This is a genomic window from Microbispora sp. H13382, assembly GCF_014161445.1.
Classification (GTDB): domain Bacteria; phylum Actinomycetota; class Actinomycetes; order Streptosporangiales; family Streptosporangiaceae; genus Microbispora.
In genome coordinates this window covers 19,985-37,824 of sequence record NZ_JABBXA010000013.1, presented here as the reverse complement: position 1 = coordinate 37,824, position 17,840 = coordinate 19,985, and the positions used below count along the sequence as shown (strand labels likewise).

Annotated in this window: 18 protein-coding genes and 1 tRNA gene; 4 read left to right on the top strand and 15 right to left on the bottom strand. The window is 72.1% G+C overall.

The annotated features are described in order from the left end of the window. Positions 1-111 precede the first annotated feature (111 nt). The 5 genes from HHX41_RS24445 to HHX41_RS24425 all read right to left on the bottom strand — a co-directional run bounded on the left by HHX41_RS24445 (position 112) and on the right by HHX41_RS24425 (position 4,310). On the bottom strand, positions 112-774 hold the full coding sequence (locus tag HHX41_RS24445; protein ID WP_169984751.1) for an SRPBCC family protein: 663 nt from the start codon (positions 772-774) through the stop codon (positions 112-114). 75 nt (positions 775-849) lie between these two features. Continuing rightward, positions 850-2,211, bottom strand: a complete 1,362-nt coding sequence (locus HHX41_RS24440) for an MFS transporter (RefSeq protein ID WP_259401266.1) — start codon at positions 2,209-2,211, stop codon at positions 850-852. Positions 2,212-2,391: 180 nt separating this feature from the next. Beyond that, complete coding sequence (locus HHX41_RS24435) at positions 2,392-2,778, bottom strand: hypothetical protein (protein WP_169984755.1); 387 nt, start codon at positions 2,776-2,778, stop codon at positions 2,392-2,394. Then, positions 2,775-3,128, bottom strand: coding sequence for a hypothetical protein (locus HHX41_RS24430; RefSeq protein WP_182907861.1), 354 nt, complete (start codon positions 3,126-3,128; stop codon positions 2,775-2,777). The genes HHX41_RS24435 and HHX41_RS24430 overlap by 4 nt, the downstream gene beginning before the upstream one ends. A gap of 87 nt (positions 3,129-3,215) precedes the next feature. After that, the gene (locus HHX41_RS24425; RefSeq protein WP_182907860.1) at positions 3,216-4,310 is read right to left on the bottom strand and encodes a glutamate--cysteine ligase; all 1,095 of its coding nucleotides are present in this window, start codon (positions 4,308-4,310) and stop codon (positions 3,216-3,218) included. 144 nt (positions 4,311-4,454) lie between these two features. Between HHX41_RS24425 and HHX41_RS24420 the strand changes: the two genes are divergently transcribed. Continuing rightward, on the top strand, positions 4,455-5,840 hold the full coding sequence (locus HHX41_RS24420; RefSeq protein WP_182907859.1) for a peroxidase: 1,386 nt from the start codon (positions 4,455-4,457) through the stop codon (positions 5,838-5,840). 7 nt (positions 5,841-5,847) lie between these two features. Here HHX41_RS24420 and HHX41_RS24415 read toward each other — a convergent pair whose 3' ends face one another. From HHX41_RS24415 to HHX41_RS24395, 5 genes are all read right to left on the bottom strand, one after another. Further along, complete coding sequence (locus HHX41_RS24415; protein ID WP_182907858.1) at positions 5,848-6,642, bottom strand: family 16 glycosylhydrolase; 795 nt, start codon at positions 6,640-6,642, stop codon at positions 5,848-5,850. A 109-nt stretch (positions 6,643-6,751) separates the two neighbouring features. Further along, a tRNA-Ala gene (locus tag HHX41_RS24410) sits at positions 6,752-6,824 on the bottom strand. Positions 6,825-6,915: 91 nt separating this feature from the next. Further along, the gene (locus HHX41_RS24405; protein WP_182907857.1) at positions 6,916-7,551 is read right to left on the bottom strand and encodes a histidine phosphatase family protein; all 636 of its coding nucleotides are present in this window, start codon (positions 7,549-7,551) and stop codon (positions 6,916-6,918) included. Between the two features lie 25 nt (positions 7,552-7,576). Next, the gene (gene rsfS, locus HHX41_RS24400) at positions 7,577-7,981 is read right to left on the bottom strand and encodes a ribosome silencing factor (RefSeq protein WP_169984765.1); all 405 of its coding nucleotides are present in this window, start codon (positions 7,979-7,981) and stop codon (positions 7,577-7,579) included. A 133-nt stretch (positions 7,982-8,114) separates the two neighbouring features. After that, entirely contained in the window at positions 8,115-8,636 is a 522-nt protein-coding gene (locus HHX41_RS24395; RefSeq protein ID WP_182907856.1) for a winged helix-turn-helix domain-containing protein, read from the bottom strand. A 71-nt stretch (positions 8,637-8,707) separates the two neighbouring features. Here HHX41_RS24395 and HHX41_RS24390 point away from each other — a divergent pair, with 71 nt between their 5' ends. Next, complete coding sequence (locus tag HHX41_RS24390; protein ID WP_182907855.1) at positions 8,708-9,925, top strand: MFS transporter; 1,218 nt, start codon at positions 8,708-8,710, stop codon at positions 9,923-9,925. Here the strand turns inward: HHX41_RS24390 and nadD are convergent. Beyond that, positions 9,888-10,499, bottom strand: coding sequence for a nicotinate-nucleotide adenylyltransferase (gene nadD / locus HHX41_RS24385; RefSeq protein ID WP_182907854.1), 612 nt, complete (start codon positions 10,497-10,499; stop codon positions 9,888-9,890). The genes HHX41_RS24390 and nadD overlap by 38 nt on opposite strands. A gap of 106 nt (positions 10,500-10,605) precedes the next feature. On the opposite strand from nadD, the gene HHX41_RS24380 reads away from it, so the two are divergent. Further along, positions 10,606-11,625 carry a M48 family metallopeptidase gene (locus HHX41_RS24380; protein ID WP_169984773.1) on the top strand — a complete coding sequence of 340 codons (1,020 nt, stop codon included), beginning with the start codon at positions 10,606-10,608 and terminating at the stop codon, positions 11,623-11,625. Positions 11,626-11,658: 33 nt separating this feature from the next. On the opposite strand, the gene HHX41_RS24375 is transcribed toward HHX41_RS24380, so the two are convergent. Continuing rightward, positions 11,659-13,203, bottom strand: a complete 1,545-nt coding sequence (locus tag HHX41_RS24375) for a serine/threonine-protein kinase (RefSeq protein ID WP_182907853.1) — start codon at positions 13,201-13,203, stop codon at positions 11,659-11,661. Between the two features lie 173 nt (positions 13,204-13,376). Between HHX41_RS24375 and HHX41_RS24370 the strand changes: the two genes are divergently transcribed. Then, on the top strand, positions 13,377-14,045 hold the full coding sequence (locus HHX41_RS24370) for a response regulator transcription factor (RefSeq protein ID WP_182907852.1): 669 nt from the start codon (positions 13,377-13,379) through the stop codon (positions 14,043-14,045). A gap of 3 nt (positions 14,046-14,048) precedes the next feature. On the opposite strand, the gene HHX41_RS24365 is transcribed toward HHX41_RS24370, so the two are convergent. From HHX41_RS24365 to obgE, 3 genes are read right to left on the bottom strand one after another with little or no spacing between them, the layout of a single operon-like run. Next, positions 14,049-15,305 (bottom strand): glutamate-5-semialdehyde dehydrogenase, encoded by a 1,257-nt coding sequence (locus tag HHX41_RS24365; protein ID WP_169984779.1) that lies wholly within the window; start codon positions 15,303-15,305, stop codon positions 14,049-14,051. Between the two features lie 14 nt (positions 15,306-15,319). Continuing rightward, on the bottom strand, positions 15,320-16,450 hold the full coding sequence (proB, locus tag HHX41_RS24360; RefSeq protein ID WP_310742154.1) for a glutamate 5-kinase: 1,131 nt from the start codon (positions 16,448-16,450) through the stop codon (positions 15,320-15,322). A gap of 13 nt (positions 16,451-16,463) precedes the next feature. Continuing rightward, positions 16,464-17,813 (bottom strand): GTPase ObgE, encoded by a 1,350-nt coding sequence (gene obgE / locus HHX41_RS24355; RefSeq protein ID WP_169984781.1) that lies wholly within the window; start codon positions 17,811-17,813, stop codon positions 16,464-16,466. Positions 17,814-17,840: the final 27 nt, after the last annotated feature.

The following is a 17,840-nucleotide window of genomic DNA, read 5'->3' as shown; positions in this document are numbered from 1 at the left end:
AGGCTATAAGAGTATTTTCCGATCATATCATGGCGAAATAAATTTCCGATCTCCTGTAAATAACAAGCCCATCTCCCGGATTGCGGGAGATGGGCTTTGGCGATGTCTGGATCAGATCACCGGACCGGGCGTGTCGCGCGGCGGCAGCGGGCCGGTGCCGGGGACGGGCCCCGTGCCGGGAGCGGGCGGGATCGGGCCGGTGCCGGGCGGCGGCAGGGGCGTCTCGCGCGGATACTCGGGGTTCACGGTCCGGGGCGGCATCGGCTCGCCGATGTCATACCCCGTGCCGGACCCGCCGGTGCCCATGCCGCCCTGCTGATGCGGGCCGGGAACCTCGCCGCGCCAGGCACCGGTCTCGCCGCCGCGCGACTCGATGAAGGTCTTGAAACGCTCCAGGTCGCCCTTGACCCGCATGCGGACGATCTGCAGGGCGTCCGCGGCCTTCTCCAGGAAGCCCTCGGGGTCGTACTCCATCTGCAGGGTGACGCGGGTGGTGTTGTCGTCGATCCGGTGGAAGGTGACCACGCCGGCCTGGCGCGGCGTGTCCACCGAGCGCCAGGCCACCCGCTCGTCGGGGTGCTGCTCGGTGATCTCCGCCTCGAACTCCCGGCGGACACCCGCGATCTCGACGACCCAGTCGGTGCGCGTGTCGCCGATCTGCTTGACCGACTCCACGCCCTCCATGAACTCCGGGAAGCTCTCGAACTGCGTCCACTGGTTGTACGCGGTGCGGATCGGGACATTCACGTCGACGGACTGCTCGATCGAGCTCATGCCTTCTCCTTCTCTCGTGGGTTTCTAGCACCTACGCCTGCCCCGAGAGGGAGAGGTAAACCCGGGTGCGCGGCCTCAGCGGGAGGCCGACCTGCGACGATCATCTCCTCGGCCCGCACCGCGCCGTCCGGCCGGACGGGTCAGGCGCGGCCGGGCCGCCGTGACGCCGTCGCCCGACCGCGCACGCCGCGCCTTGTCGGCCGACCGTCGCATCCGCCCCACCACGAGGTCGCGCACGCCCCGCGAGACGTGGTCGTCGCGCCGCACGCCGGGCGCGGCCGGAGTCTCGTCTTCCAGCACGCGGTCGGCCGCGGCGTACCAGCCGGTGACCACCTGCACGGTGAGCGCGGCGAACAGCAGGCCGAACGGCAGCACCCACCCACCGCTCATCTGGTGCAGCAGGCCGAACGTGATCGGCCCCGCACCCGCGATGAGGTATCCGGCGCTCTGCCCGAAGGCCGACAGCGCGGCGGTGCCCGCCGCGGTGCGGGTCCGCATGGCCAGCATCGCCAGCGCGAGCGGGAACGTGCCCCCGCCGACGGCCACGAGGATCGACCACGCCCACAGCGCCTGCCCGGTGAGCAGGCCCGCGAAGCCCACCGCGTACAGGACGGCGAAGGCGACCACCAGCGGGCGCTGGCCGGACAGCCGGGTCGCCAGCGCGGGCACCGCCATGGAGACGGGGATGCCGAGCCCGGTGAACACGGCGAGGACCAGACCGGCCTGCCCGGCGGTGTAGCCGTTGTCCCGCAGCAGCAGCGGCAGCCAGCCGAACATCACGTACGCGATGAGCGACTGCGAGCCGAAATAACCGGCCACGGCCCAGGCGAGCCTGCTGCGCAGGAGGCCGTCGGCTCCGGCCCTCACGGAGGTGTCGCGCCGCTCCGGCTCACCGCGCCTGAGCGCGAGCCACGGAATCACGGCCACGGCGGCCAGGACCGCCCACACCCCGAGTGCCACGTGCCAGTTGCCTCCCGCGGCCTGCTGCACGGGAACGGTCGCGGCGGCGGCGACCATCGTCCCGGCCGCAAGGGCCGTCGAGTAGACGGTGGTCATCGCACCCGCCCGCCGCGGGAAGTGCCTCTTGATCAGTGCGGGGATGACGACGTTGCCGACCGCGCCGCCCGCCAGCGCGACCGTGCTGGCCGCCATGAACGGCACGGCCGAGTCGACGAGGGAGCGCACGGCCTGCCCGGCCGCGAGCAGGACGATCGCGGCCAGCAGCAGCCTGTGCTGCCCCATCCTGCGGGACATGGCCGGCGTCAGGGCGCCGAACAGGGCGAAGCTCATCACCGGCAGCGTGGTGAGGAGCCCCGTCATCGCCCCCGACATGCCGAGGCCCGTGCTCACCTCGTCGAGAACGGTCCCCACGCTGGTCACCGCGGTGCGCAGGTTCAACGCGGCGAGGGCGATACCCCCGGCGATCAGCCACGCCATCGATCCGCGCCGTGCTCCCCATGGCGCTCTCCATGGTGCTCGCAGGACGCCCCTCCGCGTCTCGACGGCACTCATCGCCGCAACACTTCCCCTCATCCAGTCATCCTACGATTAGCACCATACCAAAGCCCTCATCGCTCTCATTTGTTCCCTGCTTCCCGCTGCTTCCCGAGAAAGCCGTTACGAGCGGCGGACGCCGCGCAGCAGCCAGAGAAGGCCGACGACGGGCAGCACGAGCGGCACGAAGAGGTACCCGCTGCCGTACCCGGACCACACGGTCGCGTGCGGGAACGCGGCGGGGTCGGCCAGGCTCAGCGTGCCGACGACCAGCACCCCGGCCAGCTCGACCAGGCAGGCGGCCACCGCCAGGCGCCGGGCGTTCCGGGCCAGCGCCACCGTGAGCACGATGTAGACCACTCCGGCGAACGCCGACAGCGCGTACGCCAGCGGCGCCTCGGCGAAGCGCGTGGCGATCTGCACGGCGGCGCGGGACGTCGCGGCCAGCGCGAAGATCCCGTACACGGCCACGAGCACGCGCCCAGGCCCGGTGCCGGAAGGAGCGCTCATGCGCCCGCGTTCCAGATCTGCAGCAGCCGCCCGGTCATGACGGCCACGGTGAAGGCGGCCACGGCGATGACCACCGGGCCCCAGCGCGTACGCTCCGCACGGCCCCACCACATGGCGGCGGGCGGGATCACCACAGTGCCCGCCAGGTAGCCGATGAAGGTCGCCTTCTCGGCGACGTGGCCGAGCCCGGCGAGCGCGAAACCCGCCTGCGCGAGCACGGCCAGCTCCAGCAGTCCCAGCCCGGCCAGCAGCACCGGCCCCATCGGCCGGTCCCGTACGGCGGTGACGGCGCCGGCCAATGCCAGCAGCAGGGCCGCGCCGATCAGCCAGCCGGAATACGCGCCGTTCATGCCGCGCTCGGGGCGGGGATCGCAGACATGGCCAGTGACATGGCCAGTAGGGTATCGGCCCGCATGCCCGCCCTGCCGCACGGCCTCCTAGCGCTGCCGGGTCTCCGCGAGGAGCAGGTCGACCGCGTCCTCCGGCTTCCCGTTGACCGCGTACGCCCCCCGCTGGCGCGAGGCGGAGCTGCCCCGGCGCAGCGCGGCGTCGGCGAGCTCCGAGACGATCTCCCAGTCGCCCAGCTCCTCCAGGGTCGGCCGCAGTTCCTCCAGCATCCAGGTGACGAGCTGCGGGGCCGGCTCGGGCCTGCTCGTCACCGGCGACAGCAGGTCGCCCTCCAGCCCGTCGCGGGCCGCCCGCCAGTTGGCCGCCCGCAGCAGCGCCAGGCGCTGCTCGCCGGCCGGCGGCTCGCCCCGCTCCACGGCTTCCATCTCCCTCGTCATGAGTGCGCGGAAGAGCCCGGCGAGCAGCACCACGTCGTCGGCGAGCGGGCAGGAGTCGCAGATGCGCATCTCCACGGTCGGCACGTGGGCGCTGAGCCGCAGGTCGAAGTAGACCATGCCGCGGTCCTCGATGACGCCGGAGGCAACCAGGTCCTCGGCCGTCCTGTCGTAATCGGCCGCGTCCGCGAACGGGCCCAGCGGCCCGGCCGTCGGCCAGCGCTGCCAGGTCAGCGCCCGGCTGCTGGCGTACCCGCTGTCCTCGTCCATCCAGTACGGCGAGCTGGCGCTGAGCGCGAGCAGCGGGGGAAGCCACGCCTCCACGCGCTGGGCGGCGAGCACCGCGACGTCCCTGTCGTCGATCTCCACGTGCACCTGCGCCCCGCAGATGAGCTGCTCCTCGGCGAGGAACCGGTAGGACTCCCACAGGTAGCGGTAGCGCTCCCCGGGAGTGAACGTGTAGCCCTCGATGCCGGTGATCGGGGTCGTGCCGGAGGCGATGACGCCCACGCCCAGCGGCTCGCCGGCCGACACGAGCGCCTGGCGCAGCCGCACGATCTCGGCCCGTACGTCGGCCAGGTCCTCCATCGGGGTGCTGTTGGTCTCCACCACCGACCGCTGCAGCTCGGCCGCGAACCCCTCGTCCGGCAGCCGCTCCAGCATCGACTCCGCCAGCGGCGTCAGCCGCCGGGTCTCGAGATCGACGACAAGGAACTCCTCTTCAACGCCGACAGGCCGTCTCTTCGTCATGACCGATCACTACCCCCGTGGTGCGGAATAGGCCTGACCTGGCGCGTCTCGCACAGGGAAAGTCGGGGCGCAGGGAACCTTTTCCGTGGATGATGACTCTTATCGGTGGGGGCCCGACATTTCCACTACGGGGAAGGAATCGACATGCCGGTCGACCTGTCCAACGGGAAACCGCTCGCATGGGATTCGGCGAAACTCGACGCCGACACCAAGGCGATGCTCGACAACCTGCAGCCGAACATCCTGCAGGGGCACGTACGGGAAAGCATGTCCCTGCTGCTCGTGCGCTTCGGCGACGGCCCGGACGGCAGGCGCTTCCTGCGCTCCCTCGTGCCGCTCATGAAATCGGCCAGGAAGCATCTGGAGGAGGTCCGCGACTTCAACCGCTCGAAGAAGCCCGGCACGCCGTACGTGGGCGTGGGAATCAGCAAGCCCGGCTATCTCAAACTGGGCGAATCCACCACGAAATTCACCGACAACGCGTTCAAATCGGGCATGAAGCGGCGTAAGGACACGCTGAGCGACCCCGCCGTCGGCGCCTGGGAGAAGCACTACCAGGAGGAGATCCACGCGATCGTGCTGATCGGCGACGCCACGCCCGAGCCGGTCGCCGCCACCCGCACGCGGGTCCTCGCGCTGCTGCCGAAGACCGCGAAGATCGTCGGGGAGGAGAAGGGCGAGGGCCTGCGCGACGCCCAGGGCCGGGGCATCGAGCACTTCGGCTACGTGGACGGCCGCAGCCAGCCGCTGTTCCTCGCCGACCAGGTGGCCGCCGAGCCCGGCACCAACTGGAACCCGTTCTTCCCGCTCAGCCACGTGCTCGTCGCCGACCCGCTCGCCCCGCACCCGAGCCGGCACTTCGGCAGTTATCTCGTCCTGCGCAAGCTGGAGCAGAACGTCCGCGCGTTCCGCGAGGCCGAGGAGGCCCTCGCCGACGCGCTGGGGCTGAAGGGCGACGACCGGCCGCTCGCGGGCGCGATGCTGGTGGGCCGGTTCCGCAACGGCACGCCGCTGCGGCTGCACGGCAAGCCGAGCTCCGAGGGCCATCCGGTGCAGAACGACTTCAGCTACCGCGACGACCCCGGGTCGAAGTGCCCGGTGAGCGCGCACATCCGCAAGGCCAACCCGCGCGACTCACGGGACGGCGGGCTGGAGCGCGCGCTCGGCGTCATGATGGCCCGGCGCGGCCAGACGTACGGCAGGCGCACCGACAGGCCGTGGGACGACGCGGCCCCGCAGACCAGGCCGACGGGCGGGGTGGGCCTGCTGTTCATGGCGTTCAACTCCAGCCTGCAGGCTCAGTTCGAGTTCACCCAGCAGACCTGGGCCGACAATCCCGATTTCCCCGCCGGCGGCACCGGCCACGACCCGGTGATCGGCCAGGGCAAGCGGGACGTCAAGGTGCGCTATCCGAAGGCGTGGGGCGGCACGAAACTCAGCGCGCCCCAGCGGCAGGTCCCCCAGACCGTGACGATGAAGGGCGGCGAGTACTTCTTCATGCCGTCGCTCGCCTATCTCAAGAGCCTGTGACCCTCCGTCAGGCGCGGGAGCGGCCGACGTAGACGTTGCGGGCGCGGTAGTACGTGGCGGCGCTCGGGCCCGGGGAGCCGGACGAGCCCTCCATCTGAAGGTTGACGATCAGCCACATCGGCTTGCCGACGAAGCCACGGGCGTGGTGGACGGCCTTCCACTGGCCGTCGACGTAGTAGTGGATGTCCACGTCCGTGGCGCTCACCTTGGTGATCCACGCCCGGTAGGTGTGCCAGGAACCGGGGGACGACACGCCCACGACCGTGCTGTCCACGTCGGACGAGGTACGGAACGTGTTGAACCAGTTGCGGCTGTCGCCCTTGAACTCCAGGATGTCGCTCTCGGGCGGCCAGCTGTTCACCCCGGTGAGCCAGAACGCCGGCCAGGTCCCCCGGGACGACGGCGCCTGGAAGTCTCCCTTGACCTCCCAGTTGGGGAACTGGTCGTTCACCACGACCTGGTCCCGGGCGTGGATCGCGCCGGAGTGGTAGTGGATCGCCGGATGCGGGTTGGCGGTGCTCGTGCCCTCGTCCCAGGTGATCCTGGTGGCCGTCAGCGTCAGCACCCCGCCGGACAGGGAGATGTGGTTGTGGTCGCTGGACGAGCCGTACATCCGGGCGGAGCCGTTGTGGTCGGACCCCCACGGATACAGGTACTTCCACTCCGACTCCAGGGCGGAGTAGCCGGCGAACGAGCCGGTGTCGACGACCGTCTCCCACGCCGCCGCGTGCGCCGGGGCGGGGGCCGTGACGGTCGAGCCCACCACGGCGGCCGCGAGGAGGAGGGCACTGTGACGTCTCACGCCGGAAGAGTCAGACGGCGGCCAGAGGTGAGTCAACGTCCACGGTGAGGCGCTGGGCGGGAGCGCAGGTCATGCGAGAGACGGGCCTGAAAGTTCCAGCCATGGTGTGTGGAGCTATGGGGACTCGAACCCCAGACCCCCTCCATGCCATGGAGGTGCGCTACCAGCTGCGCTATAGCCCCTTGCCACCGCTCCGGGTGCTCCCGGCGCGGCGCTCGGAGAGCATATAGGTATGCCCTTCCGTTTACCTAATTGTCACCGGTCACACCCGTATCAGGCGTCGGCGGTGGCGGCCGGGCTGTCGTCGCTGCTGATCGGCTCCGGCAGCGTGCCGGCGTTGTGCTCCAGCAGGCGCCAGCCGCGGCGGCCCTCCTCCAGGACCGACCACGAGCAGTTGCCCAGGCTGCCGAGCGCGGACCACAGCTCCTGCGGCAGCCCGAGCAGCCGGCAGATGCCGAGCCGCAGCGCGGCGCCGTGCGAGGCGATGACCAGCAGGCCGTTCTCGTCGAGGCGGGACGCCCAGCGCCCGACCGCGTCGGCGACGCGGTCGGCGACGTGCGCCACGTCCTCGCCGCCCGGGGCCTCCCACGCCTCGTACTCGACCGGCCAGCCCGCCCTGATCTCGTCGCGGGTCAGGCCCTCCCACTCGCCGCCGCCGCGCTCGCGCAGATCCTTGTCCACGGCGACGTCGAGTCCGGTGAGCCGGCCGAGGGCCGACGCGGTGTCGTAGGCACGCCGCAGGTCGGAGGAGACCAGCATGGTGGGCCGCAGCGCCGCGAGCAGGGAGGCCGCCCGGGCCGCCTGCGCGATGCCGGTCTCGTCCAACGCGATGTCGGTGTGCCCCTGGAAGCGCTTCTCGACGTTCCACAGCGTCTGCCCGTGCCGCAGGCAGACGACGCGACGGCTCATCGCGCCGCCCCGATGATGGCGTTCGTCACCGGGCCGCTCCGTGCCCGCGCTGCTCGGCCACGCGCTTGACGCTCTCCGGCAGTTCGATGGACGGGCAGTCCTTCCACAGGCGCTCCAGCGCGTAGAAGTTGCGGTCTTCCTCGTGCTGCACGTGCACCACGATGTCGAGGTAGTCGAGCAGGACCCAGCGGCCCTCCCGCTCGCCCTCACGGCGTACGGGCTTGGCGTCGGCCTCGACGCGCAGGCGCTCCTCGATCTCGTCGACGACCGCGCGGACCTGGCGGTCGTTGGAGGCGGAGCAGAGGAGGAAGGCGTCGGTGATGACGAGCTGTTCGCTCACGTCGTAGGCGATGATGTCGTCGGCCAGCTTCTCGGCGGCGGCCTCGGCCGCCACCCGCACGAGCTGGATCGATCTCTCGGATGCTGTCACGATTCGGTTCTGTCCTCCGTTGACGGGCTCTTTCCAGGGTGCACAGTCGACGTGTCCCCCACAACCGGCTTTCCCGGCCAAGACCCTACCGGCACACCCTGTCGATTCCGGTGTTATGCCCGGGATCAGGATTTCAACGTCCTCCGGAGCCCGTGGATTCCACCAGAGGGAAGACCGCGACAGTGGCGCCGACCCGGATGGTGCCCGGCGTGCGGGGGGCCGCCGCGCCCTCGTGCAGATCGACGATCGCGGCGAGAATCCTGCCGCGGACGTCGTGCCACAGCTCGGGCTCGACCCACAGCTCGGCGTCGGCCGTCACCCCCTCCTCGTCCGCGCGCCGCCGCCCGGCACGTTCGCACAGCGATCGCGCCAGCGCCTCGGCGAGCAGCGGGAAATCGTCCCGCTGCTCGGTCAGCGGCGTGCCTCCCGCCGCCCGGTAGCGGCGCTCCCGGCCGCCGCGCCGAACCCGTACGTCGGCGAGTTCGGTCAGCCCGGCGTCGTCCAGGCAGCGCAGGTGGTGGCTGGCGAGGGCGTGCGAGATGCCCAGCTCACGGGACAGTTCGGCCGCCGACATGGGCGCGCCCCACATCAGAGAGAGCATGCGCAGCCGCACCGGATGCGCGAGCGCCCTGAGCTTGGGATCCGCCTCCGTCATGGCGGAAAGTAAACACCATCACAACCCCCAAGCATTGACTTGGGGGTTGCTTGCGGCGATCATCGATCGTCGTGAAAGCCGCTCTCGCCGACCGCAACGCCCGCCGCTACCTGAGCGCCGTCGTGGTCTCCGGTTTCGGCACCATGGCCATGTCCCTGGTCGCGGGCATCTGGGTGAAGTCGCTGACCGGGTCGGACAGCCTCGCCGGTCTCGCCGCCTTCTGCTTCTGGGCGCCGACGGCGGCCGGGCCGGCCCTCGGCGCGCTGGTCGACCTCCTCGGCGCCCGGCCCGTGCTGATCTGGACGAACGTCGTGATGGGCGCGACGCTCTGCCTGCTCTTCCTGGTCCGTTCCCCCGCGCAGGTCTGGCTGCTGTTCGCGGTGCTGGTGCTGTACGGCGTGAGCTTCGTCCTGCTCGACGCGGCGGAGGCGGCCGTCCTGCCCGCGGCCGTGCCGGAGGCGCTGCTGCCCGCGGTCAACGGGCTGCGCATGAGCGCGTCGGAGGGCACCCGACTCGCCGCGCCCCTGCTCGGCGCCGGATTGTTCACCGTCGCGGGCGGCGACGCGGTGGTCGCGCTCGACGCGGCCACCTTCGCGGCCGGCGCCTGGCTGCTGGGCTCACTGCGCCTGCCGGGCACAGCTGGGTCGCGCGCCCCTGCGACGCGCGGCTGGGCGGCCCGGACGGCGGACGGGGCGCGCTTCCTGTTCGGCGACCCGCTCCTGCGCCGCCTCGTGCTGTCCGGCGCGGTGCTGATGCTGGCCTCCGGCGTCAACGGCGCGGCCGTCTTCGCCGTGGTCGACCACGGCCTGCACCGGGAACCGGGCTTCACCGGTGTGCTGTCCGCGATCCAGGGCGGCGGCACCGTCCTCGGCGGCCTGATCGCGGGCCCGGTGCTGCGCCGGGCCGGGGAGGCGCGGCTGTCCGCCGCCGGAGGGCTTCTCTTCGCCGTCTCGGTGGCACTGCGCGCCGCCCCCTGGGAGCCCGTCGTGGCGGCGGCGAGCCTGCTGTCCGGGCTGGGCCTGCCCTGGGTGCTGGTCGCCGCCTTCACCGCCGTGCAGCGGATCACACCCCGCGACCTGCTGGCCACGGTGTCCGCCACCGCCAACACCGTGCTGTTCGTCCCGACCGCTGTGGGGATGGCGCTCGGCGCCGGGCTCCTGGCCCTGACCTCCTACCGTCCGGTGCTGTACGCGGCGGCGCTCGCCGGCGCGCTCGCCGCGACGTACGGCCTGCGGGAACGGCGGCGAGCCGTCAGGACTCCGGATCGCGGTACAGATGGCGCTTGTTGATGTACTGCACGATGCCGTCGGGGACCAGATACCAGATGGGCTCCCCGGCGGCCACCCGGTCGCGGCACTCCGAGGAGGAGATCGCCAGGGCCGGGATCTCGACCAGGCTGACCTTGCCCGCCGGCAGGCCGGGGTCCTGCAGCGTGTGGCCGGGCCGCGTGCAGCCGACGAAGTGCGCGATGGTGAACAGCTCGTCGACGTCGCGCCAGCTGAGGATCTGCGCGAGCGCGTCGGCACCGGTGATGAAGTACAGCTCCACCTCCGGGCCGTACACCGCGGCGATGTCCCGCAACGTGTCGATCGTGTACGTCGGGCCGGGCCGGTCGATGTCCACCCTGCTGACCGAGAAGCGGGGATTCGAGGCGGTGGCGATCACCGTCATCAGGTAGCGGTCCTCGGTCGAGGACACGGTCTGCTCGGCCTTCTGCCAGGGCCGGCCGGTCGGGACGAACACCACCTCGTCGAGATCGAAGTGGTGGGCCACCTCGCTGGCCGCCACCAGGTGGCCGTGGTGGATCGGGTCGAAGGTCCCGCCCATCACGCCCAGTCGCCGGATCGCCGTCCCGTTTCGCATGCACGGACGATAACGCGCCTACCGGACCACATCCGGAACCGGCCCCTGGCCTGACGGCCCGGGCTCCTCACGGCGTCCCGCGCGCGTCCGGCCCGTGAGACATAGCATGCGGGACATGACCACTCCCGATCGCAACCGCGTGCAGCTGACCGGCATCAGCTCACGAGCCTACGAGCATCCCGCCGACCGTTCCGCCCTGGTCGCGATGCGTTCGCTGTCCGGATTCGACGCGGTGCTCAAGCGCACGTCCGGCCTGTTCAGCGAGCGCCGGCTCCGTCTGATGTTCCTGGCCTCCGCGGTGCGCACCACCGACACCCAGTTCCGCGCCCTGCACGACATGGGCCGCGACAGCGCCTACATCCTCGACCTGCACAAGATCCCCGAGATCTACGTGCAGCAGGACCCGAAGGCGTACGCGATGGCGATCGGTTTCGACGAGCCGTTCATCATCGTCTCGACGGGTCTGCTCGACCTGATGGACGACGAGGAGCTGCGCTTCGTCATCGGCCACGAGACCTCGCACATCCTGTCGGGCCACGCCGTCTACGGCACGATGCTCGCGATCCTGACCCGCCTGGCCACGCGGGTCGCCTGGATCCCGCTCGGCTACATCGGCCTGCGGGTCATCGTCGCCGCCCTGGAGGAATGGCAGCGCAAGGCGGAGATGTCCGCCGACCGCGGCGGCCTGCTCGCCGGGCAGGACCCCGACGCCGCGCTGCGGGCGCTCATGAAGCTCGCCGGCGGCTCGCGCCTGCACGAGATGAACATCGAGGCGTTCCTCGACCAGGCCAGGGAGTACGACACCGCCGGCGACGTGCGGGACGGCCTGCTGAAGGTCCTCAACATGCTCGGCACGACCCACCCGTTCGCGGTGACCCGGGTCGCCGAGCTCGACCGGTGGCGTCGCAGCGGCGAGTACGAGCGCATCATCGCGGGCGACTACCCCCGGCGGGAGGACGACGCCAACGCCAGGATCACCGAAGAGATCAAGGCTGCGGCCAACTCCTACCGCGAGTCCTGGGCCCAGTCGCAGGACCCGTTCATCGGCGTGCTGCGCGACGTCGCCGAGGGCGCGGTCAACGCCGGCGAGCGCATCTTCAACCGCTTCGCCCGCCGCGAGAACTGACCCCGGGACGCGCCCGCGGCCTGCCCGCGACCGTCAGAAGAAGAAGGCCACGACGCGCACGGCCGCCGCGCAGAGCGCGACGAAACCGCCCAGGACGGCGAGCGCGCGCAGGCCCTCCCGCCGCAGGCCGGGAATGGCCGCTCCCGCGCGCTCGATCTCCCGGCCGATGATCGCGCCGCTGACGACGCCGAACGCGACGCCGGCGATCGTGACGGGCACCGGCCGCGTCCACCACTCCGGCTCCAGCCGCGCCCCAGAGCCCGCCCACAGCGCCGCGAACGCCGCCGCGGCGGCGGGCAGCCCCGGCCACGCGACGGCCGACAGCAGCGAACCCGCCAGCGTGAGCGGGAACGCCAGCGCGCGCAGGAGTGCGCGGGCGCGGCCGGGTCTGCGGCTGCGCACCAGCCAGTGGCTGGTCCACACGGCCCTGGTCACCACGGCGAAGGCCGCCGTGATCGCGAAGGTCGCGAGCGGGTAGACCACCGACGCCACCACGCACGGGACGGCCAGCAGGGCGACCAGGACCAGGGCCGCGTTCCCCGTGGGGATGCCGAGCGCCCCCTCGGGCGCGTGCGTGTCCGCACGGCCGCCGGTGGGCCGGGCCTGCGTACCCGTCCCGCCGCGCCCACGTGGACGTTCCGCGGCCTGGCCCTTGGCCGCCGGCTCCGCGGTCTTTCCCGCCGCCGTACGCGCGGGCGCCTCCGCGCGGACCCGCGCGACAGCCTCCGCCCCGACCTTGTCGGCGACCCTGTCGGCGACGCGCTCGGCGGTGGACGTCTCGCTGACCCGGGCGAGCCGGGACAGGCGGTCGGCGAGCAGGGCGGCGGTGGGACGGCGCGCCGGGTCGCGGTGCAGCGCCGCGCGCACCAGCGGCAGCAGGGCCGCGGGGACCCCCACGAGATCGGCCTTGCCGTTCAGCACGGCGTACATCTGCGACTCCGCCGTGCCCCGCCCGAAGGTCGGCCGTCCGGTGGCGGCGAACGCCACGGTGGCGGCCCAGCCGTGGACGTCGGCAGGCTCCCCCACCGTCTCGTCCGAGAACACCTCGGGCGCGCAGTAGCCGGGCGTGCCGAGGAACGTGCCGGTCATCGTGACCCGCGTCGCGTCGAGCACCTGGGCGATGCCGAAATCGATCAGCACCGGCCCGTCCTCGCCCAGCAGGACGTTGGCCGGCTTGACGTCGCGATGCACGACCCCGGCCGCGTGGATGATCGCCAGCGCGGCCGCGAGGCCATGCGCCAGCGCGATGAGCCTGGACTCCTGCAGCGGCCCGCGCCGACGTACGGCGTCGAGGAGGTTCTCCCCCTCGATGTACTCCATCACGAGGTACGGCCGGTCGCCGGACAGGTCGGCGTCGAGCACCTGGGCGACGTACGGACTCTCCACCCGGCGCAGCGCCCGGACCTCGCGTTCGAGGCGTAACCGGGCGTCCGGATCGTTCTCTATGGGGTCGCGGAGCATCTTCACCGCGACGCGGTCGCCCCGGCGGCCGACGGCGAGGTACACCTCACCCATGCCACCCCGGCCCAGCCGCTCCTGCAGCGTGTAGGGGCCGACCCGCCCGAGACGTCCAGCCATAGGAGCGCCAACCATAGCGGTCCGGCCGCCCGAATCGGCGGAGGCGCGCCGTCGATGCCGCATACAAGCCGTTGCCAACCGGCTCACAAGCCCGCCCCGGCAGTCTGTCCACGACGACCACGGCCGGACCGCAGGGCCGCGCTCCCCATCGGCGAGACGAAGACAGATAAACGATGACTGACTCCTCCGGCGCGATCACCGTCGTGATCGCCGACGACCACCCCCTGTTCGTCGAGGGGATCCGGTTCGCCCTGCAGCAGGAAGCCGCGCAGGCGGACGGCCTCTCCGTCGCCGGCACCGCCTGCGACGACCTCGACGCCCTCCGCCTGTGCGTACGGCTGTCGCCGCGGGTGCTGCTGGTCGACCTGGCCATGCTGGACGGGCTCGACTCCCTGCGCCGCCGCTGCCCCGCCGTACGGGTGCTCGCGCTGGGCGACGACGACGGGGAGGCGGGCTTCCTGGGCGCGCTGCGCGCCGGCGCGTACGGCTACCTGCTGAAGGACTCGAAGCCCGCGGAGATCGCGGCGGCGGTCCGGTCCGTGGCCCTCGGGCAGATGGTCTTCGGCGGCGGGCTGGCGCCCCGGCTCCTGGACCGTCTCACCACGCCGCCGCCCCGCAGCCCGTTTCCCGGCCTCACCCAAAGGGAGCACGAGATCCTGGAGCGGCTGGCCGACGGCAGGTCCAACGCCGAGATCGCCCGCGAGCTGTGCCTGGCCACCAAGACCGTGCGCAACCACGTGAGCAACGTGCTGACGAAGCTGGAGGCGCCGAGCCGGGTGGACGCCGCACTGCGGGCCAGGGACGCGGGCCTCGGCTCGCGTCCCGTGCTCACGCGCGTCTGAGCGTCACCCGCGGATGTGACCCTCGCCGGTGTAGATCCACTTCGTGGAGGTGAGCTCCGGCAGCCCCATCGGGCCGCGGGCGTGCAGCTTCTGGGTGGAGATGCCGATCTCCGCCCCGAAGCCGAACTCCCCGCCGTCGGTGAAGCGGGTCGAGGCGTTCACCGCGACCGCCGCCGAGTCCACGGTCGCCACGAACCTGCGGGCGGCCTGCTGGGAACGGGTCACGATGGCGTCGGTGTGGGCCGAGCCGTACCTGCGGATGTGCGCGACGGCGTCGTCCAGCGAGTCGACCACGGCGGCGGCGATGTCGAGGGAGAGGTACTCGGTGGTGAAGTCCTCCTCGGTGGCGGCCACGACGTCGGCGCCGTAGGCTCGCACCCGCTCGTCCCCGTGGACGGTGACGCCCGCGTCCTTCAGCGCCGTCAGCGCCTTCGGGACGAACTCGTCGGCGATGGCGGAGTGCACGAGGAGCGTCTCGGCCGCGTTGCACACCGAGGGCCGCTGCGCCTTGGCGTTCACGAGGATCTTGAGAGCGGTGTCGATGTCGGCGTCGGCGTCCACGTACACGTGGCAGTTGCCCACTCCGGTCTCGATGACCGGCACGGTCGACTCCTCGACCACGCTGTTGATCAGCGAGGCGCCGCCGCGCGGGATCAGCACGTCGACCAGGCCGCGGGCGCGCATCAGGTGCTTGACCGACTCGCGGGTCTGGCCCGGCACGAGCTGCACGGCGTCCGCCGGCACCTCGGTCGCCGCCAGCGCCTGCTGCATGACGCGCACCAGCGCCGTGTTGGAGGAGTACGCGCTGGACGACCCGCGCAGCAGCACGCCGTTGCCGCTCTTGAGGCACAGCGCGGCCGCGTCCACGGTCACGTTGGGCCGGCCCTCGTAGATGATGCCGATGACGCCGAGGGGCACCCGCACCTGACGCAGCTCCAGGCCGTTGGGCAGCGTGCCGCCGCGCACGACCTCGCCGACCGGGTCGGGCAGGTCCGCCACCTGACGGACGGCGGCGGCGATCGTGGCGATCCGGTCGGCGTCGAGCCGCAGCCGGTCGATCATCGCCTCCGAGGTGCCGTTCTCCCTGGCCCGGTCCACGTCCGCGGCGTTGGCCGCGACGATCTCGTCCGTGGCGGCCTCAAGGGCGTCGGCCACGGCCCGCAGCGCCGCGTCCTTCGGCGCGCGCGGCATCGGCGCGAGCACCGTCGCGGCGTCCCGCGCCGCCCGCGCGACCTTCAGAAATTCCTCTGCCTCAGACATTGCCTCGCGCTCCGTCACTTGTGGTGGTGAACAGGCTCCAATATCACGATGTCGTCCCGGTGGATCAGCTCGCGCTCGTACTCCGGGCCGAGTGTGCTGGCCAGCTCCCGGGTGGAGCGGCCGAGCAGGTCGGGGATCTCCCCCGCGTCATAGTTGACCAGACCCCGGGCGACGACGGCCCCCGACGGCGCGCACAGGTCGACCGGGTCGCCCGCGGCGAAGTCGCCCTCGACCTTCACGACGCCCGCGGGCAGCAGCGACTTGCGCCGCCCGACCACGGCCTCGACCGCGCCGGCGTCCAGGTGCAGGCGGCCCCGGCCGGTCGTGGCGTGGGCGAGCCACAGCAGCCGGGTGCCGGGGTGCCGGCCCCCCGGGTGGAAGCAGGTGCCGATGTCGGTCCCCGCGAGCGCCTGCGCCGCGTGCGCCGCCGCGGTGAGCACCACCGGGACGCCCGCCCCGGTCGCGATGCGGGCCGCCTCCACCTTGGTGATCATGCCGCCGGTGCCGACCCGGCCGGAGGTGCCCAGCTCGACGCCTTCCAGGTCCTCGGGCCCGCGGACCTCGGCGATGCGGGTGGCGCCGTCCTTGCGCGGGTCGCCGTCGTACAACGCGTCGACGTCCGACAGCAGCACCAGCCCGTCGGCGTGGGTGAGGTGGGCCACCAGCGCCGCGAGCCGGTCGTTGTCCCCGAACCGGATCTCGTCGGTGGCCACCGTGTCGTTCTCGTTCACGACGGGCACGATGCCGAGCTCCAGCAGCCGGGCCAGCGCCCGCTGGGCGTTGCGGTGGTGGATGCGGCGCATCATGTCGTCGGCCGTCAGCAGCACCTGCCCCACCCGCAGGCCGTACCTGGCGAAGGAGGAGGTGTAGCGGGCGACCAGCACGCCCTGCCCGACCGAGGCGGCCGCCTGCTGGGTCGCCAGGTCCTTTGGCCGGTCGCGCAGCCCCAACGGCCCCAGCCCGGCGGCGATCGCGCCGGACGACACGAGCACGATCTGCGTGCCGGTCTTGCGCCGGGCCGCCAGCACGTCGACCAGCGCGTCCACCCGGTCGACGTCGATCGTGCCGCGGGACGTCGTCAGCGACGACGACCCCACCTTGACCACCAGCCGCGCGGCCTCGCGGATCCGTTCCCTGCCTGTCACGCCGTCTCCCCGATCAGCCGAGCCTCGCGTCGGTGCCGCGCGGGCCCATGGTCGCCTCCGTGCCCTGCGACGGCTGCCAGTCGAAGACGTAGCCGCCCTCCATCGGGCCGATGATCACCTCGGCGCCGGCCGCCGCACCGGCCTTGATCAGCTCCTCCTCGACCCCGAGCCGTTCGAGGCGGTCGGCCAGGTAGCCGACGGCCTCGTCGTTGGAGAAGTCGGTCTGCCGGATCCACCGCTCGGGCTTCTCGCCGGTCACCTGGAAGCGGTTCTCGTCGACGCGCCGCACCGAGAAGCCGGTCTCGCCGAGCTGCCTGGGCCGGATGACCAGCCGCGTGGGCTCCTCGACCGGGGCCTGCGCCCGGGCCGCCGCCACCATCTCCGCCATCGCGAACGCCAGGGGCCGCAGGCCCTCGTGGCTGGCCGCGGAGATCTCGAAGACGCGCAGGCCGCGCTCCTCCAGCATGGGCGTGACGATGTCGGCCAGGTCCCGGCCGTCGGGCACGTCCACCTTGTTCAGCGCGACCAGCCGCGGCCGGTCCTGCAGCGTCCCGTACGCCGCGAGCTCGGCCTCGATCACCTCGTAGTCGGTGACCGGGTCGCGCCCGGGCTCGATCGTCGCGCAGTCGAGCACGTGCACGATCGTCGAGCAGCGCTCGACGTGCCGCAGGAACTCGTGGCCGAGACCCCGGCCCTCGGACGCCCCCGGGATGAGCCCCGGCACGTCGGCGACCGTGAAGACGGTCTCGCCCGCCGTCACCACGCCGAGGTTGGGGATGAGCGTCGTGAACGGATAGTCGGCGATCTTGGGCCGGGCCGCGGAGAGCGCCGCGATCAGGGACGACTTGCCCGCGTTGGGGAACCCGACCAGCGCCACGTCGGCGACCGTCTTGAGTTCGAGCACGATCTCGGCCTCGTCGCCCGGCTCGCCGAGCAGCGCGAAACCCGGGGCCTTGCGCTTGGCGTTGGCGAGCGCGGCGTTGCCGAGACCGCCGAAGCCGCCCTGCGCGGCGACGTACCGGGTGCCGGCTCCGATCAGGTCGACCAGCACCTCGCCGGTCCTGGCGTCCTTCACGACCGTGCCGTTGGGCACCGGAAGGACGATGTCCTCCCCGTTGGCGCCGTCCCGGTTGGAGCCCATGCCCTGCTTGCCGTTGCCCCCGCGGCGGTGCGGCCGGTGGTGGTACTCCAGCAGGGTGGACGTGTTGGGATCCACCTCCAGGAGGACGTCGCCACCGCGTCCGCCGTTGCCGCCGTCGGGCCCGCCCAGCGGCTTGAACTTCTCCCGGTGGATGGAGGCGCAGCCGTTGCCCCCGTCACCCGCCTTGATGTGCAGGACGACGTGGTCCACGAAGTCGGCCATCAGCCGCTCCCCCTAACTGCCGTATGA

Bases quoted from the DNA above. Each gene is read 5' to 3' on its own strand.
- HHX41_RS24445 (WP_169984751.1), bottom strand. From the start codon at position 774: ATGAGCTCGATCGAGCAGTCCGTCGACGTGAATGTCCCGATCCGCACC.
- HHX41_RS24440 (WP_259401266.1), bottom strand. From the start codon at position 2,211: ATGGCGTGGCTGATCGCCGGGGGTATCGCCCTCGCCGCGTTGAACCTG.
- HHX41_RS24435 (WP_169984755.1), bottom strand. From the start codon at position 2,778: ATGAGCGCTCCTTCCGGCACCGGGCCTGGGCGCGTGCTCGTGGCCGTG.
- HHX41_RS24430 (WP_182907861.1), bottom strand. From the start codon at position 3,128: ATGAACGGCGCGTATTCCGGCTGGCTGATCGGCGCGGCCCTGCTGCTG.
- HHX41_RS24425 (WP_182907860.1), bottom strand. From the start codon at position 4,310: ATGACGAAGAGACGGCCTGTCGGCGTTGAAGAGGAGTTCCTTGTCGTC.
- HHX41_RS24420 (WP_182907859.1), top strand. From the start codon at position 4,455: ATGCCGGTCGACCTGTCCAACGGGAAACCGCTCGCATGGGATTCGGCG.
- HHX41_RS24405 (WP_182907857.1), bottom strand. From the start codon at position 7,551: ATGAGCCGTCGCGTCGTCTGCCTGCGGCACGGGCAGACGCTGTGGAAC.
- HHX41_RS24395 (WP_182907856.1), bottom strand. From the start codon at position 8,636: ATGACGGAGGCGGATCCCAAGCTCAGGGCGCTCGCGCATCCGGTGCGG.
- nadD (WP_182907854.1), bottom strand. From the start codon at position 10,499: ATGCGAAACGGGACGGCGATCCGGCGACTGGGCGTGATGGGCGGGACC.
- HHX41_RS24380 (WP_169984773.1), top strand. From the start codon at position 10,606: ATGCGGGACATGACCACTCCCGATCGCAACCGCGTGCAGCTGACCGGC.
- HHX41_RS24375 (WP_182907853.1), bottom strand. From the start codon at position 13,203: ATGGCTGGACGTCTCGGGCGGGTCGGCCCCTACACGCTGCAGGAGCGG.
- HHX41_RS24370 (WP_182907852.1), top strand. From the start codon at position 13,377: ATGACTGACTCCTCCGGCGCGATCACCGTCGTGATCGCCGACGACCAC.
- HHX41_RS24365 (WP_169984779.1), bottom strand. From the start codon at position 15,305: ATGTCTGAGGCAGAGGAATTTCTGAAGGTCGCGCGGGCGGCGCGGGAC.
- obgE (WP_169984781.1), bottom strand. From the start codon at position 17,813: ATGGCCGACTTCGTGGACCACGTCGTCCTGCACATCAAGGCGGGTGAC.